The 16,701-nt window shown below is 42.7% G+C and carries 12 protein-coding genes and 2 pseudogenes; 2 read left to right on the plus strand and 12 right to left on the minus strand.

Annotated elements, in window-relative coordinates; translation table 11 throughout:
• The 12 genes and pseudogenes from BTA30_RS02800 to BTA30_RS02855 form a co-directional block, all read right to left on the minus strand.
• A partial coding sequence (locus tag BTA30_RS02800) for a hypothetical protein (RefSeq protein ID WP_142243708.1) occupies nt 1-1,618 on the minus strand: 1,618 nt, incomplete at its 3' end.
• 21 nt (nt 1,619-1,639) lie between these two features.
• Nucleotides 1,640-1,897 (minus strand): hypothetical protein, encoded by a 258-nt coding sequence (locus BTA30_RS02805; RefSeq protein ID WP_076759017.1) that lies wholly within the window; start codon nt 1,895-1,897, stop codon nt 1,640-1,642.
• On the minus strand, nt 1,894-3,195 hold the full coding sequence (locus BTA30_RS02810) for a glycosyltransferase (RefSeq protein ID WP_076759019.1): 1,302 nt from the start codon (nt 3,193-3,195) through the stop codon (nt 1,894-1,896). Before BTA30_RS02810 ends, BTA30_RS02805 begins: the two co-directional genes overlap by 4 nt.
• Before the next feature lie 2 nt (nt 3,196-3,197).
• Entirely contained in the window at nt 3,198-4,403 is a 1,206-nt protein-coding gene (locus tag BTA30_RS02815; RefSeq protein ID WP_076759022.1) for a glycosyltransferase family 4 protein, read from the minus strand.
• A gap of 261 nt (nt 4,404-4,664) precedes the next feature.
• Nucleotides 4,665-7,298 (minus strand): glucosaminidase domain-containing protein, encoded by a 2,634-nt coding sequence (locus tag BTA30_RS02820; protein WP_076759026.1) that lies wholly within the window; start codon nt 7,296-7,298, stop codon nt 4,665-4,667.
• A gap of 129 nt (nt 7,299-7,427) precedes the next feature.
• Nucleotides 7,428-8,378: a mannose-6-phosphate isomerase, class I gene (manA, locus tag BTA30_RS02825; RefSeq protein WP_076759030.1), complete on the minus strand. Its 951-nt coding sequence runs from the start codon at nt 8,376-8,378 to the stop codon at nt 7,428-7,430.
• Between the two features lie 200 nt (nt 8,379-8,578).
• Entirely contained in the window at nt 8,579-9,025 is a 447-nt protein-coding gene (gene nrdG / locus BTA30_RS02830; protein WP_076759033.1) for an anaerobic ribonucleoside-triphosphate reductase activating protein, read from the minus strand.
• Nucleotides 9,022-10,890 carry an anaerobic ribonucleoside triphosphate reductase gene (locus BTA30_RS02835; protein WP_076759035.1) on the minus strand — a complete coding sequence of 623 codons (1,869 nt, stop codon included), beginning with the start codon at nt 10,888-10,890 and terminating at the stop codon, nt 9,022-9,024. The genes nrdG and BTA30_RS02835 overlap by 4 nt, the downstream gene beginning before the upstream one ends.
• Before the next feature lie 174 nt (nt 10,891-11,064).
• Nucleotides 11,065-12,047: pseudogene (gene kdgT, locus BTA30_RS02840) on the minus strand (2-keto-3-deoxygluconate transporter).
• A gap of 84 nt (nt 12,048-12,131) precedes the next feature.
• Entirely contained in the window at nt 12,132-12,746 is a 615-nt protein-coding gene (locus BTA30_RS02845) for a bifunctional 4-hydroxy-2-oxoglutarate aldolase/2-dehydro-3-deoxy-phosphogluconate aldolase (protein ID WP_076759038.1), read from the minus strand.
• A 5-nt stretch (nt 12,747-12,751) separates the two neighbouring features.
• A complete protein-coding gene (locus BTA30_RS02850) occupies nt 12,752-13,717 on the minus strand; it encodes a sugar kinase (RefSeq protein ID WP_076759042.1) in 966 nt (321 codons plus the stop codon).
• Between the two features lie 108 nt (nt 13,718-13,825).
• On the minus strand, nt 13,826-14,842 hold the full coding sequence (locus BTA30_RS02855; RefSeq protein WP_076759045.1) for a LacI family DNA-binding transcriptional regulator: 1,017 nt from the start codon (nt 14,840-14,842) through the stop codon (nt 13,826-13,828).
• Nucleotides 14,843-15,094: 252 nt separating this feature from the next.
• On the opposite strand from BTA30_RS02855, the gene kduI reads away from it, so the two are divergent.
• Nucleotides 15,095-15,922 carry a 5-dehydro-4-deoxy-D-glucuronate isomerase gene (gene kduI, locus BTA30_RS02860; RefSeq protein ID WP_076759049.1) on the plus strand — a complete coding sequence of 276 codons (828 nt, stop codon included), beginning with the start codon at nt 15,095-15,097 and terminating at the stop codon, nt 15,920-15,922.
• Between the two features lie 14 nt (nt 15,923-15,936).
• Nucleotides 15,937-16,700: pseudogene (kduD, locus tag BTA30_RS02865) on the plus strand (2-dehydro-3-deoxy-D-gluconate 5-dehydrogenase KduD).
• Nucleotide 16,701 lies beyond the last annotated feature (1 nt).

Consider the following 16,701-nt stretch of genomic DNA (forward strand, 5'->3'; position numbering starts at 1 on the left):
GAATGAGTTCGATTCCTTCACTCATTTGTGCTCTGAAATAAAATTCATATTTATATTCACTTTTTATATCAATCAAATTATTTTTCGGAGGAATACTAAATTTATTATTATTTTCTTTATAAGATAGATATTGTTTTTGATTAGTTTGTTTAGTGATCTCTCCAATTAATTCATCTTCTTTTTTTGTTAGAAGTAAACTTTTTTTACTGTAAAACCAATCTTTCGGATCAAGAGCTACTTTGAGGCGTTTTGTATATTCCACTTCTCTCTCATTTATACCGAGAGAGATATTGGTTAAGTAACCCTTGCCTTGGACTCGGAAAAACAACCTGATTTTTTTTGTATTATCATTAAATTGTACCTTGGTTGCTTGGTTTGCCTTTATCTGGTGGATTTCAATCCTATCATAATCATCATAGCCCTCCACAAAAAGGTCCAACCTTAAATCGCCTTTGATAGAAGCGCCCAAAAAGAATTCATAAGTATGCTTCTGTTTGACATCTAAATCGCCGTCACTATCAGTAAATGCTATTTTTTCAATATAAAATTGTTTATACTGTTCTCCAATCAAAAAAGATGAAATTACATCTTTCCCCTGATTATACGTAACCATATTATCTAATTTGCTTCTAAACATATTCATATTGATTTTGACATTATAATCAAAAATTTCACTCATGGGGTTTTGTTCAAACAAATAGGGATTCCAGAATTCTTTACCGTCAATTGAGATTTTTTCAAAACTCACACTGCCAGAGCCAGCGACTCTAATCGCAAGCCGTGCACATATAGACCCTTTTGGGACATTTATTTTTTTATTTTGGTTTAAAGCGACTTGCTCCACACATATTTTCTTTTGATGGCTATAAAAAATAATAGATAGATTAACGTCTAATGTTCTATCTTTTTCTCCCTTAAATGAAACAAAAAATGCTTCCCCTTCCAACTCTAGAGGGAAGTTTGGTTTAACATCAAAATTTTCATTTAACTCTTTATATGAAAGATAGATATGTTGATCATTCTTTAATTGGAATTTGAGTTCTTTATTTAGTTTGTTATAATTGATATTTGGAAGAGCAGGTATACACCATAGTGTATTATCAATATATTTAAGTTTTGTTTTTTTTATATTGTTCCAAAGCACAGTGTTATTAACCGCTAATTTTTTTATATCTAAAAAACCTTTTCCTTTAAGACGAATGGCAAATCTAACAAATTTTTCTTCATTATCAACTGTTATGCTTTTCGATTCATTTAGTAATAAAGACTCTGTTCTAACTTTTTCTTTTTGATTATTGTAGAATAATACAAAGAAAGTAGCCTCGATTCCTTCACTTTTTATTCCCTCAAAAGAAATATAATATGTGTCATTATCCAATTTAAAAGGATTTTTATTTGGACCAAATGTGAAATCTCTATTTTTTTCATCGAAAGAAAGATAGGTTACTCCCGAATCATCTTTTTTTATCTTATAATTTTCATCAACCGTTATATTTTGGTTATTCGGTAAATACCAACTACCTATACTCTCTTCCGCTGACGAAGTAGCAACGAAACTCTCAATTAATGCTCTCTGTTTATACAAGGAATTGAGTTTCTCCTCGATTTTATTACTCATAATTTACTCCCCCCTAACATCTTACTTTTTTTTAGTTAACTTTCTTCTGAACGTCCAATACTTTATTGTCAACTTCCCAAGAAAGGAATTTCTCAAGGAGTGATATCTCTTTTCTAAGTTTGCATATTTCTCTTCCATTTTTTTCAGCTCAAGCAATTCCCTTTCTCTTAATTTAAACTGTTTATCCAATTCATTTAACACAAAATCCAATTTAGACTTGAGATCTTCTATTTCAAATTCATTTGAGGTTTCTGAAGTACCTTGGGATATTTTTTTCATGCCTTTCTCCCTCTCATTGTTTCATAAATCTCTATAAACCTCTCTTTTTCCTTCACCCAATTATATATTCCACTTGCTTTTTTGCTATTTTCACTCAATTCACTTCTAAGGACTGAATTTGCAAGGAGATGATTGACCCCTTCAGCTATGGAGCCAGGATTATGAGAGTCTACTATAATTCCCGTTTTTTCGTTTTGAACAACTCTCTTGATTTCCGGAAAATCACAAGCAACAACCGGCACACCGGCCATCATATACTCGAACAGCTTGTTCGAAGAAGCTGAGTAATGATTAAAACATACATTGTTTAAAACCTGAAAACCTAAATATGCATTGCGCGTATATTTAGGGAGCTCTGCCAATGGGACCTTTGGCAAAAATTTAACCTTGTCCCCGATCCCCATTTCATCAACCATTTTTTCCAATTCGGGTTTAATACGGCCGTCTCCAATCAATACAAGTGTTCCTTCATTAAATTTTGGAACTGCTTTAACGAGGTTTTCGAGTCCTCTTCCGGTTTGTATGCCCCCTTGATACAAAAGGATTTTTTCATTTTCCGGCAGGTTCAGCAGGCTGTGAAGATCGATTTTTTCGCTGAATTCTTCTGTTTGTTTAAATGGATAGTTGTGCACAACATGCGGATAAAAACCGTAAAGATCCTCATTATACTTTGCTCTTGTATGGTTTTCGACAATCATCCCGTCTATTTTATGAACTAAGAAAGCTTCCAGCTTCCCGTAAAAACTGCTATTATATCCCGTTCTGCTCGTTTGAACTTCATGGGAATCATAAATCAGCTGTTTTTTCTTCAGGCGTAATTTTGAACAAATGTAGCCTTGCGGAAGTGTATTTAAATCATTTGAATGATAAATGTCGTATGTCCTCTTTGCCCCTTTTAAAATCATTCTTAAAATGATGCTTCCTCTGACAATAGCTGTTTTGAGTTTCGTTTTGAGAACAGCTAAAGCAAAAAAAGTGCAAATGATGACAGGAATTGGCATCAAATAAGCTGCCAACAGCCATAGAAGGACAGCCAGCAGCAATAACAATTTATGCCGCTTCAGACGCTTACTGATCATTTGAAAAAACAGCAGGCTTTCCGGATATCTTTTTACACGATGCACCCTAAAATGTTGATTGTATTCTTCAAAAGTCTTAAGATTAGGGTCTTTTGGGTCGTGTATACAAATCAAATCAACATCGTAGTTTTCTTCGGACAGAGCTGTACATTCCCTCATAACCCTAGCGTCATTTGTGAAATGGTTCCAAACAAACATACAAACTTTCGTTCTCATCATAATCAACCTTTAGCAATTTGATCTAACAAATTTGTTAATTTGTTAATGTTATTTTCCCACAAGAAATTTTCTTCGATAAATTTCCCGCAATTTGACTGCATATCCCGTAATAGCTTAGGATCATGATATAGCTTTAAAATATGATTTACCATTTCATCAACTGATTGACTGCTTGTTACGAATCCGATTTTTTCATTTTCAATCAGTTTTTTAGGATATCCAGACAACGATGCGACAACTGGAAGTTTGCATGTTAAATAGTCAATGATCTTGCCCGGCAGCACCGTTTCAAAGACCCTGGAATTATTGAGTGTTGCAATTCCCACATCACAAAGCGACATCCGGTTTAAACAATCCTGTCTTCCCATCGGCTTGATAAACTTTACGTTTTTTAGATGATGGCGGCGGACAAAATCTGTAAAAGTCTGTTTTTGCACCCCGTAGCCGATAACATTTAGTGAAATATGATGTTCACCAAGCTTTTTTGCCAGCTGCATGAGCATTGTGACATCTTGAGCCAGGCCAATATTGCCTGCGTACACTACATTAAATACGGAATCATCTTCGCGTTCTCTTAACACGATCTCTTTTCTTCTTGCTGCATTCGGGAGAAACATCAGCTTCTTTGTTAATCCCTCAGATTTATTTTTAAAATGGTCTATAAATCCTTCACTGTTGATAATGATGCGGTCCGCTTTTTTGTATAAAGCAGATTCCATTTTTTCAAACAACCAAATAATAAAGGAACGATTAAATACACCGACACCTTTTAATGATTCAGGCCATAAATCTCTGATATCCAGCAGCAGTTTAGCTTTGTAACGGTATTTAGCGGCTAAACCGACAAAGGCTACAAAAATAGGCGGAGAAGTAACAAACACAACATCATATTTATTTTTATCCTTCTTAACGTAAAAAAACATTTTTAACATGATCTCAAGATAATAGAAAAGGCGGCTAAAGAAGTTGGAAGAATACTTTTTATTTCGAACTGACAATCGAGTAATTCGTTTTCGGTCTAAATCGATATCTCGTTCATTCCAAAAACCGTCTTGAGAATAAATGTCCCTGGAAGGATACGTCGGCTCTGTGGTTAAAACTTCTACATGGTAACCTTTTTGTTTAAGCATAAGGAAGATGGTTTTCATACGATTACCCGCACTGCCGATTTCAGGATAAAAATTTTGTGTGATGATTAAAATTTTCAAATAAACTCCCCGCACTTCCACAAAAAATTAAAATATGAATTCTGCGTTTGAATCAGATTGCCAGCATTACCGCAAAATAACAATTATGCAAGCAAACCACCAAATGAAACAGATTCATATAATTCTGTAAGTCTATCTAAGATTATAATATTTACAAAACGACAATTGCAACAGGAGTTGGCGAATTTCGACACAATTCTCTTTTCCTTTTTAGGAAATTACGCCTACGAAAATAGGAAGCAGGTCCCTGCTCCCTGCTTCCTACCGATAAACCGGTATATCATAATAAAGCGTATAATCATCAAGCAAAGCATAAAGGCTGTACATTCTCCCCACCTGCTTATAAGCCCAGCCGACATCTGTCGCATACTGATGGACGGCGTTCGGCGACCATCGCATTTTATAGAGAGTGTCTTGTTTGTAGGTTTGATGATGAATGTATTTTTCGCCGATGAATTTGGCTCCGCCCATGATAGCGGCTTCCGGTGTGAACCAGCCTTGTTCATATGCGTATTTTGCGCCATAGTAGAGCGGATTGCTATCATAAGCTCCGACTCCGTACATATTGTAAACCGTTTTGCCGTTGAAGCTCGTTCCTTTTGCCAATAAAGAGGTGCCGTTTCCTGTTTCGAGGAGCGAGTGTGAAATCAGATACAGTTCGTTGATGCTGTACCTTCTGGCTGCATCGATAAACGCTTGGCCTTTCCCTGTCAGAATCCCTTTGTTATAAAGAATTTTCCCATTGATCTCTGCTGCATTCAAACCGGCTGTTTGGGAAAGCTTTAGAAATTGAAAATAAGCTGAACTGCCCTGTGTGAAATTCTTCGGATTAACATATTTCTTCACTTCTTCCCTGCTGGCATTTCTCCAATTCATTCTCAGTTTGGCCCAGCCGTTTTCTTGGGAGATGATGCTGACTTTATCTCCTTTTTGCAGCTGGCCGATGAGATTGCCGCTTATCACACGGGGGCTTGATCTGACATTCAGCAAATCAGCGGTTACAGTTTGATTGACTGTATTGATATAGCTTAAAGAGACATATGCGGCTGCATCGGTTTGCGGGCTGACTTTCACCTGTTTATCAACCATCTGGTTCAGTGTGATCCCGTAGTCGGTCGTCATCATTTGCGGACCGTTTTTGATTTTGACGATATTCGCCGGCCATCCGTAGTTTGATTGAACCTGATTCGCCGCTGCCGCAGCCCGGTCTTTTCCTGTAAAGTGCTCGTGAATGGCGATCTTAAAGAGACTGATCGTCTTCGTTTGATAAGATGCGCTGACGGTGTTTTTCTTAAAGAAAGCGAGGCCTCTGTCAAGTGCTGATTTGCTTGTGATCGGACCTGATGTCATCCGATACTGCCTGTAGCCGTATTGACCGGTTTGCTGAATCGTGCCCGCTATATTTCTCTTCCTGAAAAAATCGAGCGCTTGATTTAATTTGGTTTTATTGACCGCAGCTTCCGTACTCAGTTTGTATCGGCTGTACAATTGGCCTGTTTTGACGGCGTCGGAATGAATGCCGTTGGCCTTGAAGAAGCTGAGCGCTTTCGTGATGTTTTCCTGTTCAAAAACGGCTTCTGATGTCAGCTGAAAATGGCTGTACACCTTTTTCCCCGTTGCTGCAGCTGTACCGGCGGCACCATTTTTCTTAAAGAAGTCCAGCCCTTTGCTGATTTTCTCCTGTACAGATGTTTCGCTTGAAACGATCCGATAGCGGCTGCTTATCACGCTGCCTGCCTTTTGGGCTGAAGCCTGCACTTTTTTGTTCTTAAAGAAATTGAGCGCGTCGTTTGCTTTCTTTTGTTCGGAAACCGGAACGGTGACAATCCGAAACGCCGTCTGCTTTTTTCCCGCTTTTGATGCAGTGTAGCGCCACGTTTTCTTTTTGAAAAAAGCGTTTACTTGACTTAGGCTTTTACCGTTCAGGTTTTTCATGGTAACAATCCAGAAACGGGTCCTTTTCACTTTTTCAATGCCCGGGGAGACGCCTGTATTTTTTTTAATCTGGCTGACGGCGTTTTTGGCGCTTTTTTCATCTTTAAAATAGCCCGATTTTACATTGTATAACTGTTCGGGCTTTCCGGCGGCTTCATATGACGCTTTGATCTTCAGCTTGTTTTCAAACTGCTTCATTAGGTTTTTAGCGTTTGCTTCTCCCTGGATCGCGCCTGTCGTGATGTTATACTTTGGCTGCTGTTTTTTTAATAGCTCAATCGACCCTTTTAGCGCGGTTTGCTTTTCAAATTGCGCGAGCATCGTTTTTGCTTTGCTTTCTCCTGCAATTTCCCCGGATAACAGCTTTACTGTTGGTTGTCCGGTTCCATATGGGCGGTATGCCGCTTTTAATCCTGTCCCTTTTTCAAAACGGCTCAGCAGGCTTTTTGTTTTTCCTTCACCCTTGACCGCTTCAGTGACCACGTTTACGTACGGCTCTTGTTTTCCTGCCGGTGTATATGACGTTTTCAAACCTGTTTCTTTTGCAAGCTGGAGAGCCCATTCTTTCGCTTTCGCTTCCCCTGCAAACGTCTGTGAGACAGCTTTTGCTAAAGGCTCGCGCTGTCCAAGAGGACTGTATGTTCCTTTAAGGCCGGTTTCCTTTTCAAACTGAAGATGAAGGCTTTTTGTCCTGCTTTCTCCCTCAATCCCGCCTGTTGTCAATTCATATGTCGTTCTGTTTTTTCCAGAAACTTGATGCTCTGCTTTCCATCCCGTATCTTTTTTCAGTTTCTCAACCGCTTTTACAGCTTCGCTTTCACTATGAAACTCTTTTCCTGTTTCAATCTTGTATACGGAGGTGTCCGTATATACTGCAAGAGCATGGTTCGCCGGGATTGCTGCATGTATGAAAAGTAAAACCGCAGCGAAAAAAACGGCTGTTCTGATTGACTTATTCACATTGTCTTCTCCCCTCGCCTAAAGCCTCCTAGTTTATCAAACTTGCTTTCTCTCTATATCGGCAAGCCGACACCGTTTTTTCACAAAAAAAAGCTTAGCGGCCCTTTTTCAGGCCGCCTAAGCTTTTTCTTAAATATGTGAAACGATCATTTCGCATGTTCCTTCTATTGTAAAGTCGTTGGTTTCTGCCGGCAGGATAAAATGTGTTCCTTTTTTGATCGAAAATGTTTCACCGCCCTGGGTGAGCTTAGCATCTCCTTCAATGACGCTGCATAGAAGGAAGGGGTAATCTTGAGTCAGCTCGGCAAGTCCGTCGACATCCCATTTGTATACTGAAAAATACTCTGCTTCTACAAATGTTTTAATGGTGATACCTTTTCGGGTTTCTATTGATTCATCCGTGTATCCGTCAACATGCGGGACTGTTGTGACATTGATCGCCTGTCCAAGATGAAGCTCGCGCTTTTCTCCATTTTGATCCGTCCGGTCATAATCGTATACCCGGTATGTCGTATCAGAGCTTTGCTGAGTTTCAAGAACAAGCGTGCCTTCGCAAAGGGCGTGGATTGTACCGCTCGGCACGTAATAAAAGTCGCCCGGTTTGATTTTGATTCGCCTTAATAAATTGTCCCAATCGCCGCTGTTCATCATTGTGACAAGCTCTGTCCGTGTCCTTGCGGTATGGCCGTAGATGATCTCTGCCCCTTCTTTGCAGTCGATGATATACCAGCACTCCGTCTTTCCCAATTCACCATTTTCATGTTCTCCGGCATAATAGTCATCAGGATGTACCTGAACCGAAAGATCTTTAGCCGCATCGAGAATTTTCGTCAAAAGCGGAAAACGGTCGCCCTCTATGCCGCCAAACAGTTCGCGATGCTTGTCCCAAAGCTCGGCGAGCGTTTTTCCTTTATACTGTCCTGAAGCCACGAGGTTCGGTCCGTGCGGATGGGCGGAAATCGCCCAGCATTCACCTGTCAAATCTGAAGGGATATGATAGCTGAATTGTTCTCTTAAAGCCGTTCCTCCCCATATCCTCTCTTTAAATTCAGGCTGCAAAAATATTGGCGATTGCGTCATGAAGCCCTCTCCCCCTTTGTTGTCTTCTAGCCGTTGGTCAATGTTCGACTATGTAAATAAAACGCTTTCTTTTATCGTTTGACATACGCTAAAAATGATAAACCTTTTCATATTCATTATGACGTTATCTCAAAAGAAGTCAATGCCGATAAGGAAAAAGCTGGTTTCCGAATAAAAAGCAGAAACCCGAAGGCTTCTGCTTATGTTAACTCGATGATCCTTTGATTGGAACTTCCTCTGTACAATAAAGTCAAATCTCTATTCATAATCTCGAACGGACCGTCTACTAATACATCACAATAGGCTAATAGAGCGCTGTGCTTTTCATTGCTTAAAATCTGTTCATACGTATATCCGCTGTACAGCCATATATCCTTTTCCGAGTGCTGCCTTATTTTCTCCGACAGCTCGATCAGCTCGCTAGCATGCAAGAGCGGTTCCCCTCCTGAATACGTCACATTTGTGAGAGGGTTTTTCATGATTTCTTCAAAGACTTCGTCAACGCTCATGTCAAATCCGTTATTGATGTTCCAGCTCTGTTTATTATGACAGCCTTCACACATATGCGGACAGCCTGCCAAAAATACAACTGTTCTCAGGCCCTCTCCGTCTACGATGCTGTCATGAATTATATTCATCACTTTCATAGGTGCTTCACTCTGTCCTTTTCTTCTTGTCTTTTGGCAGAATTCCATTTTGACATGTCTCCGACTAAATACCCGGTAATCCTTCTGATCCGTTCAATGAATGCTTCATCACTGTTTTTGCACTGCGGGCATTCATTATCAATGATGCCGGTAAACCCGCAGGCTTTGCAATGATCAACGGGATGGTTGATGGATGAGTATCCCATGCCTTCTTGGCGCATCGCATTGACAAGTGTATCCATCGCTTTAATGTTTTTCTTTGGATCTCCGTCCAGCTCGATATAGCTGATGTGCCCGCCGTTGCACATCAGATGGAAAGCCGCTTCTTTTCTGATTTTTTCGATTGCAGTCAGCTTATAGTGGACAGGGATGTGAAACGAATTCGTATAATAAATCCGGTCTGTTACATTGTGAATGGAGCCGAATTGGATTTTGTCTTTTTTCACGAATTTACCTGACAACCCTTCTGCAGGTGTAGCGATCAGCGAAAAGTTCAGCTTGTATGTTTCTGTGGCTTCATCTGCCCTGTCTCTCATATATTGCACGATTTTTTTCCCAAGCTCAAACGATTCTTCGCTTTCCCCATGGTGTTTTCCCGTCAATGCTGTCAAGGCTTCAGCCAGTCCGATAAACCCGATGCTCAACGTACCATGCTTTAAAACGTCTTCAAGCGTATCGTCGGGACCGAGCTGCCCGCTTTCATGCCAAATGCCTTGCGAATACAGGAATTTGAAGTCTTTCGCTCTTTTTTTACACTGAAAGGCGTACCGTTCCAGCAGCTGTTGAATCGTTAAATCGATATAATGGCTTAAAGAAGTAAAAAACTGTTCTATGTTTTCGCTCAGCAGCGCAATTTTGACGATGTTGATCGACGTAAATGACAAATTTCCTCTGCCGATGCTGTTTTCTTTTCCATGGATATTAGACATGACACGCGTTCTGCATCCCATATAAGCAATTTCACTTTCCGGTGTCCCGTCATAAAAAGGCTTGTTCACCGGAGAGTCAATAAAGCTGAAGTTGGGAAACAGCCTTTCTGCGCTCGTTTCTAATGCCAGCTGATATAAATCATAGTTTTTGTCTGTCTTATGGACGTTGATTCCTTCTTTCATTTTGAAAATCTGGATTGGAAAAATGGGCGTCTCCCCTTTGCCCAGGCCGGCTTTTGTCGCCTTGAGAACGTTTCTGATCAGCATGCGCCCTTCCATTGATGTATCCGTCCCGTAATTAATCGAGACAAACGGAACCTGTCCGCCGCCTCTGGAATGCATGCTGTTGGCATTATGTATAAAAGCTTCGCACGCCTGGTAGGTTGTCCGGTCCGTCTCTTCCCATGCCATTTCCCTTATTTCCTCTTCAGTTAATGAAGTCGGATATTGTTTGATCCGATTGACATGTTTTTCAAAGGTTTTGCGGACATAAGGCGCCAGGTCATAATCAAACATCGGGAATGACTGGCCTCCATGCTGCATATTTTGATTGGATTGAAAAATGATAGATGCGAGTGACAGGGCGCTCATAATGTCTTTTGGTTCCCTGAGGGAGCCGTGGCCTGTGTTAAACCCGCCTTTTAACAGCTGCCCTAAAGGAATTTGGCAGCAAGTCGTTGTCCCGCTCGCCATAAAATCCAAATCGTGCGGATACAACACATTGTCATCGACCGCCTTCTTTATTTCCGGTGACATTAAGTAATGAAGCGCATAATGTCTGGAGCTCTCGGATGCAAACCGGCTCATTTGCCCCATCGGGGATCGGCCGTCTACATTGGCATTTTCCTGCATAATATCATGGTTTCCATACCCGACGATGTCGTGAAACGTTTCTGTCAGTTGTGATAATCCTTGTTCTTTACTGCCTGTTGTCATCCTGATCTCTCCTATTAAAACCATATATTGAGTTAGGTATATATACAAACACTACATATTGATATTAGCACGGATTTCAGTCGTAAATTTCAACAATTTGGTGACGTTCTTTGAAAACGCCGAAAAAAAAAGCGCCGCGGATCTGGACAGTCCCGCGGCGCTTTTAAGCCTGAATCATTTATAGTCAATCGTTATTTGTTTTGGAGGCTTTCTCTGTCTCGTTCTTTTTTCTATCCAAACGGTCGCAAGCGGTGTCAGAAGTGAAGTGACAATGACGCTTGTGGCAATAATAGCCGTGGCTGACTCTGCCACAGGGGCAAACATCGGGTTTGCATCCGCCAGGGCGTATGGGACGGCTACGGCCGCCCCGGCGGTTGATGACGCCGCCACCCCGGCCACCCCGTCTCCTCTCGCAATAAACTTGTCGAGTAAATAAAGGGAGGTTCCGGATAAAATGACAACCGATACACCGACAAAAATACCTAAAAGACCGGATTGAACCAGCATTTTAAAATCGAGCGTGTTTCCCAAAGAAAATGCGAAAAACGGGATAATCGCAGGGACGACCTTTCCAAATAAATCACGCAGATCAGGGTCAAGATTTCCAAGTATGCAGCCAAGCAAAAACGGGATCACGGTTGCAGCAAGCGTCTCCCATGGAAATGCCGCCAGCCCTGTTACACCAAACGTTACCATCGTCATAAACGGGCCTGATTCGGTGCTGATAAAAGCAAAAGCACCGGCGTCTTCCTTTCGCCCCATATGGTTCATTAACGCCAAGTACAGCCCGCCGTTTGTTTCATTCATGACCGCAACGATCGCCAAAACCGACAATCCTGCAAAAAATCCTGTTTGAATTCCTTCATCGGGAATAAACTGCGAAGCGATCAATCCCAATACAGCAGCAAAACCAATCTTGCCGATCAGAAGCGTCAAACCTTTTCTGGCAATATAGCCTGAAGAGCGAAAGTCAATGGTGGCCCCACACAAAAGATGAATACGCCTAAAATCGGCAGTGTTCCAGTAATCAGGGCACCCGTAAATCCGCCGAAAAATTCTGCCGTTCCGGGGGCGAACGTATTCAGCGTTGCGCCAAGAAACAGCGGAATAATCATCATGCCCCCCGGCACACGTTCAATCGTTGCTTTAATTTTCATCATTTAATCTCCCATTCTAAAGTAATGAAAACACAAAGCTATTGATCTACCAAAACCCGAATGATCTTCACGCTGCAGTATGGTTTATTTTTGTTTGACCTTTCTATTCAAGATGTGCTGAAGATCCTCTTCTGAAACTTTATCCAGCTGGCTTCCCACTCCTACGGCCAAAGCCCCGGCATCAAGCCATTTTTCCACCTCGCCCGGATGAATTCCTCCGGTCGGAATGAAGCGGATATTTGGGAAAGGGCCGGCGAGATTTTTCATATAGGAGATTCCTGAAGTTCCGCCGGGAAACAATTTAAGAATGCGAAATCCCTTTGAGACCGCTTCCATAATTTCGCTTGGTGTTATCACGCCCGGTATAAAAAATGTATGCAATGATTCAATTTCATCGGCCAATTCTCCAGAAAACCCCGGGCTGACGATAAATTTCGCCCCTGCTGCAGCGGCTTCCCGCGCCTGCCGGCTTTCAATAACCGTTCCCGCCCCCACAAGAATGCCGTCTTTTTTCGCCAATTTTTCGATCAGCAGCGACGCACCCGGCGTGGTATATGTGATTTCAATCGCAGTAATTCCTTTATCGATCAGACGCTCAATCGCTTCTTCAGCCGCTTCCATATTTTTCGCACGGATGACAGCGATCAGCCCGGCCTTTGCAAGATGCTCCTGCACTTTTTCGATCATGGACATTTCCATTATGGTTAACCCCCTATTTTTTGATTGTTTCCCAGGGCCGTCATAAAGTCTTTCAGCTGATCTCTCGACGGAAGGCCCTCCATATCCCCCGGAGCCATCACAGCGAGCGCTCCGATCGCATTTGCTCTTTGCACAGCTTCTTCCAATGGAAGCCGGTCTAAAAGTCCGCTGATGATCCCCACGGCAAAGCCGTCCCCCGCTCCAACGGTGTCGACCACTTTCTCAACGGCATAACCGGGCACATAGCCGTCTTTTTCGGCTGTCCGGTAATAAGCCCCCTCTTTTCCAAGCTTGACGACGATAAGCTTGACTCCCTGATTCAAGTAAAATTCCGCGATTTCTTCAGGTGTGTTGAACCCCGTCAGCAGCTTCCCTTCGCTGATTCCGGGAAGAAACCAGTCAGACTGGACGGCGATTTCATTGATCGTATGAACCATTGTCTGCTGATCGGGCCAAAGCTGGAAGCGAAGATTCGGATCAAACGAAATCGTTTTTCCGTCTTTCTTCATTTGCTGAACAGCATGGTGTGTAAATTCTTTCATGTCTTTTGATAATGCCGGCGGTATACCCGTCATATGCATATGCCGCGCCTGCTTGAAATACTCGGCGGGATAATCGTGTATACTCATCGTACTTGCGGCAGATCCTTTCCGGTAATACGTCACATCGGGATCTCCGTTTTCAACCTTTGATTTGAGCAGTATCCCCGTCTGTCTGCCTGCCGTGCGTTTGACTTCCGAAATATCGACTCGTTCCTTTTTTAGTTCATTTAAAATAAACGTTCCGAGTGAATCATCCCCGACCTTGCTCATCCAGCCTATCCGAAAGCCTAAGCGGGCAAGCCCGACAGCAACATTCGTCTCAGCTCCGGCGAGCGCCTTGGAAAATGAAGACGCTTCATGGAGTTCACCTGCTTCATTAGCGTAGAACATCGCCATGGATTCACCGAATGTCATGACATCAATTGTCATTCTTTCCCCCCCTATTCAAAATGGTACCGGTTTCAAATGTACTGTTAGAAAAACACTCTCTCCCGGATACCGGGAGGGGCGAGTGTTTTTTTGAAAGTGACGTTCTTCTTATAATGAATGTCTGAGGACTAATTCCGCCTCGAGCTCGATCGTTTGCGGAGCGCTTTCGTCTCCTTCAAGCCGTTTGATGATCCGCTCCATGGCGACCCTTCCCATTTCATGCGACGGCTGAGCGATGGTTGTAATTCCCGGACCGATTAACTTATACCATTCTGTATCATCGAAACCGGCAATCCCGATGTCTTCGGGAATGGATGCGCCCAGCTCGTAAAGGCAGCTGATGATTTTCAGCATCAAAAGCCCATTGTTTCCGAGAATGGCTTTTTTCCCTTCATTCATCGTCAAAAAGCTGTTGACAGACTGTAAAAGTGCCTCTTTGTCTTTGGCGTCGACTTCATAAACGAAAGGAATGCGCCCGGCATTGCGTTCCAGCGCAATCTCTGTGTAGGCTGAAACTCTTTCTTCCCGCGGACTGATCCCCTTCATCGGTTCGGTAAACAAGCCGACATGAGAATAGCCTTTATCATACATCATATTAACGATCTGACTTGTGACGTCGCGGTTATTTGTTGTGACTGCATCAAGCTTGAGCCCGGGCACTTTCCGGTCAACGAGCACAATGGATACGTCCTGGCTGATCAAATCCATTAGCACATCGTTGTTCTGGCCGGTGGTATTAATGATCAGCCCTTCAATGTAGTGCGCTTTCAACTTATAAAGCATTTCTCTTTCTTTCTCTGGGCTGTTATCCGTATTGCAGACCATAATACTGTATCCATACTGATCACAAACCTCTTCCACGCCCCTCAAGGTCGCAACTGAAAACGGGTTTGTTATATCGGCTACTAAAAAGCCGATGACTTTGCTTTTTTTCACCTTCAAACCTTGGGCCATCTGACTGGGGCGGTAATTCAGCTCCTCGATTGCCTTTTTAATGCTTTGAACCTTTTTTGGTGAAATGGCATCAAGCTTCCCATTGATATAGCGGGAAACCGTTGATTTTGAAACGCCCGCATGTGCGGCTACTTCGTTGATGGTTACTTTTGCTGCCTGTTTATCCTTCATTCAAGTACTCCTATACGCCTTAAATTTGAAACCGATTTCAAAAACCTTATAACATTAGCATATCACATCAGCGAAATTTTGGAAGAGGCATTTTGAAAATTTTAGATTTGCACCCGCAAACTTCAGAAAAATATGAAAAGGCTGTTGACGATTACCATTATTTTCTTTACAATTCATCTTTGAAACCGTTACCAAAAACTTTGATGCTTCATTCAAGTTAAATGAAAACGCCCTATCCAAGGAGGAGAATGTATGGAAAATCGTTACTCTGTTCATCCTGAACAAGCGAAACGATTCACAACCGCAGAGCTTCGCGAGCATTTTTTAATAGAGTCATTGTTTGTTGAAAATCGGCTGAACATGTTTTATTCGCATGAAGACAGAGTTGTGATCGGCGGAGCCGTTCCTGTAAAAGAATCGATTCAGCTTGATGCCGGTGATTTCCTAAAAACGGAGTATTTTCTTGAACGCCGCGAAATCGGGATTGTGAATGTCGGCAAACCTGGTGCGGTAAAGATCGGTGATGAAGAACATGTTTTGGGACATAAGGATTTTCTGTATATCGGTATGGGGACTCAAGACGTTTATTTCTCAAGCTTGGATGAAGGCGCAGCTAAGTTTTATTTTGTCTCGGCGACAGCGCATCAACATTATCCCGTCCAAAAAGCTTCGCTATCCGAACTGCCATACGACCATTTGGGGGAAGATGCCTCCTCGAACGTCCGCAATCTTTATAAAGTGATTCATGCAGACGGCATTCAGAGCTGTCAGCTGATGATGGGCATCACCTTCCTTGAGCCTAATAATACGTGGAACACAATGCCGGCCCATGTACATGACCGGCGGATGGAGGCTTATCTTTACCTTGACCTTGATGAGGATAGCAAGGTGTTTCACTTTATGGGGGAACCGGAGGAAACGCGCCATCTTGTAGTCGGAAATGAACAGGCTGTCATTTCACCGGCATGGTCTATCCACTCAGGTTCCGGCACCTCCAATTACTGCTTTATCTGGGCAATGGCCGGTGAAAACTACACATTTAAGGACATGGATGCTGTCCCGATGAATGTCATACGGTAAGGATGTGAAGTGAGATGGGACATCCTGAATCATATTTTTCTCTTAAAGGCAAAACAGCGCTTGTCACAGGGCCCGGCACAGGGATCGGCCAAGGCATCGCTACAGCTCTCGCAAAAGCTGGGGCCGATATTATCGGTACGGCCCATACGAGCGGACTTGATGAAACAAAACGGCTCATTGAAGATGCCGGCAGGACGTTTACGTCTTATCAGCTTGATATGGGGAACCTTGACGAGGTTGAGTCTTTTGCAAAAGAAGTTCTTGACCGTCATCAAATCGACATTCTGGTCAACAATGCCGGAACGATCCGCCGGGAAAAAGCGGCTGAGTTTTCCCGGGACAACTGGGAAACGGTGATCAATGTCAATTTGAACAGCTATTTTTGCTGACACAGGCCGTCGGTCGGAAGATGATCCAGCGCAAACAAGGGAAAATCATCAACATCGCCTCTCTTCTTTCGTTTCAAGGCGGTATTCTCGTTCCGGCATATACGGCGAGCAAACACGCGGTAGCCGGACTAACCAAGTCTTTCGCCAATGAATGGGCCGCTCACAACGTTCAGGTGAATGCGATTGCACCGGGATATATAGCAACCAACAATACAAAACAAATCCGCGAAGACAAAAACCGCAATGAGGAAATTTTAAAACGAATTCCGGCGGAGCGCTGGGGACAGCCGAATGACATTGCCGGTGCAGCACTGTTCCTTTCGTCTCCGGCTTCAGATTATGTAAACGGACACGTGTTAGCCGTTGATGGAGGATGGCTGGCAAGATAAA

Source organism: Bacillus swezeyi, assembly GCF_001969815.1.
Lineage (GTDB): Bacteria > Bacillota > Bacilli > Bacillales > Bacillaceae > Bacillus > Bacillus swezeyi.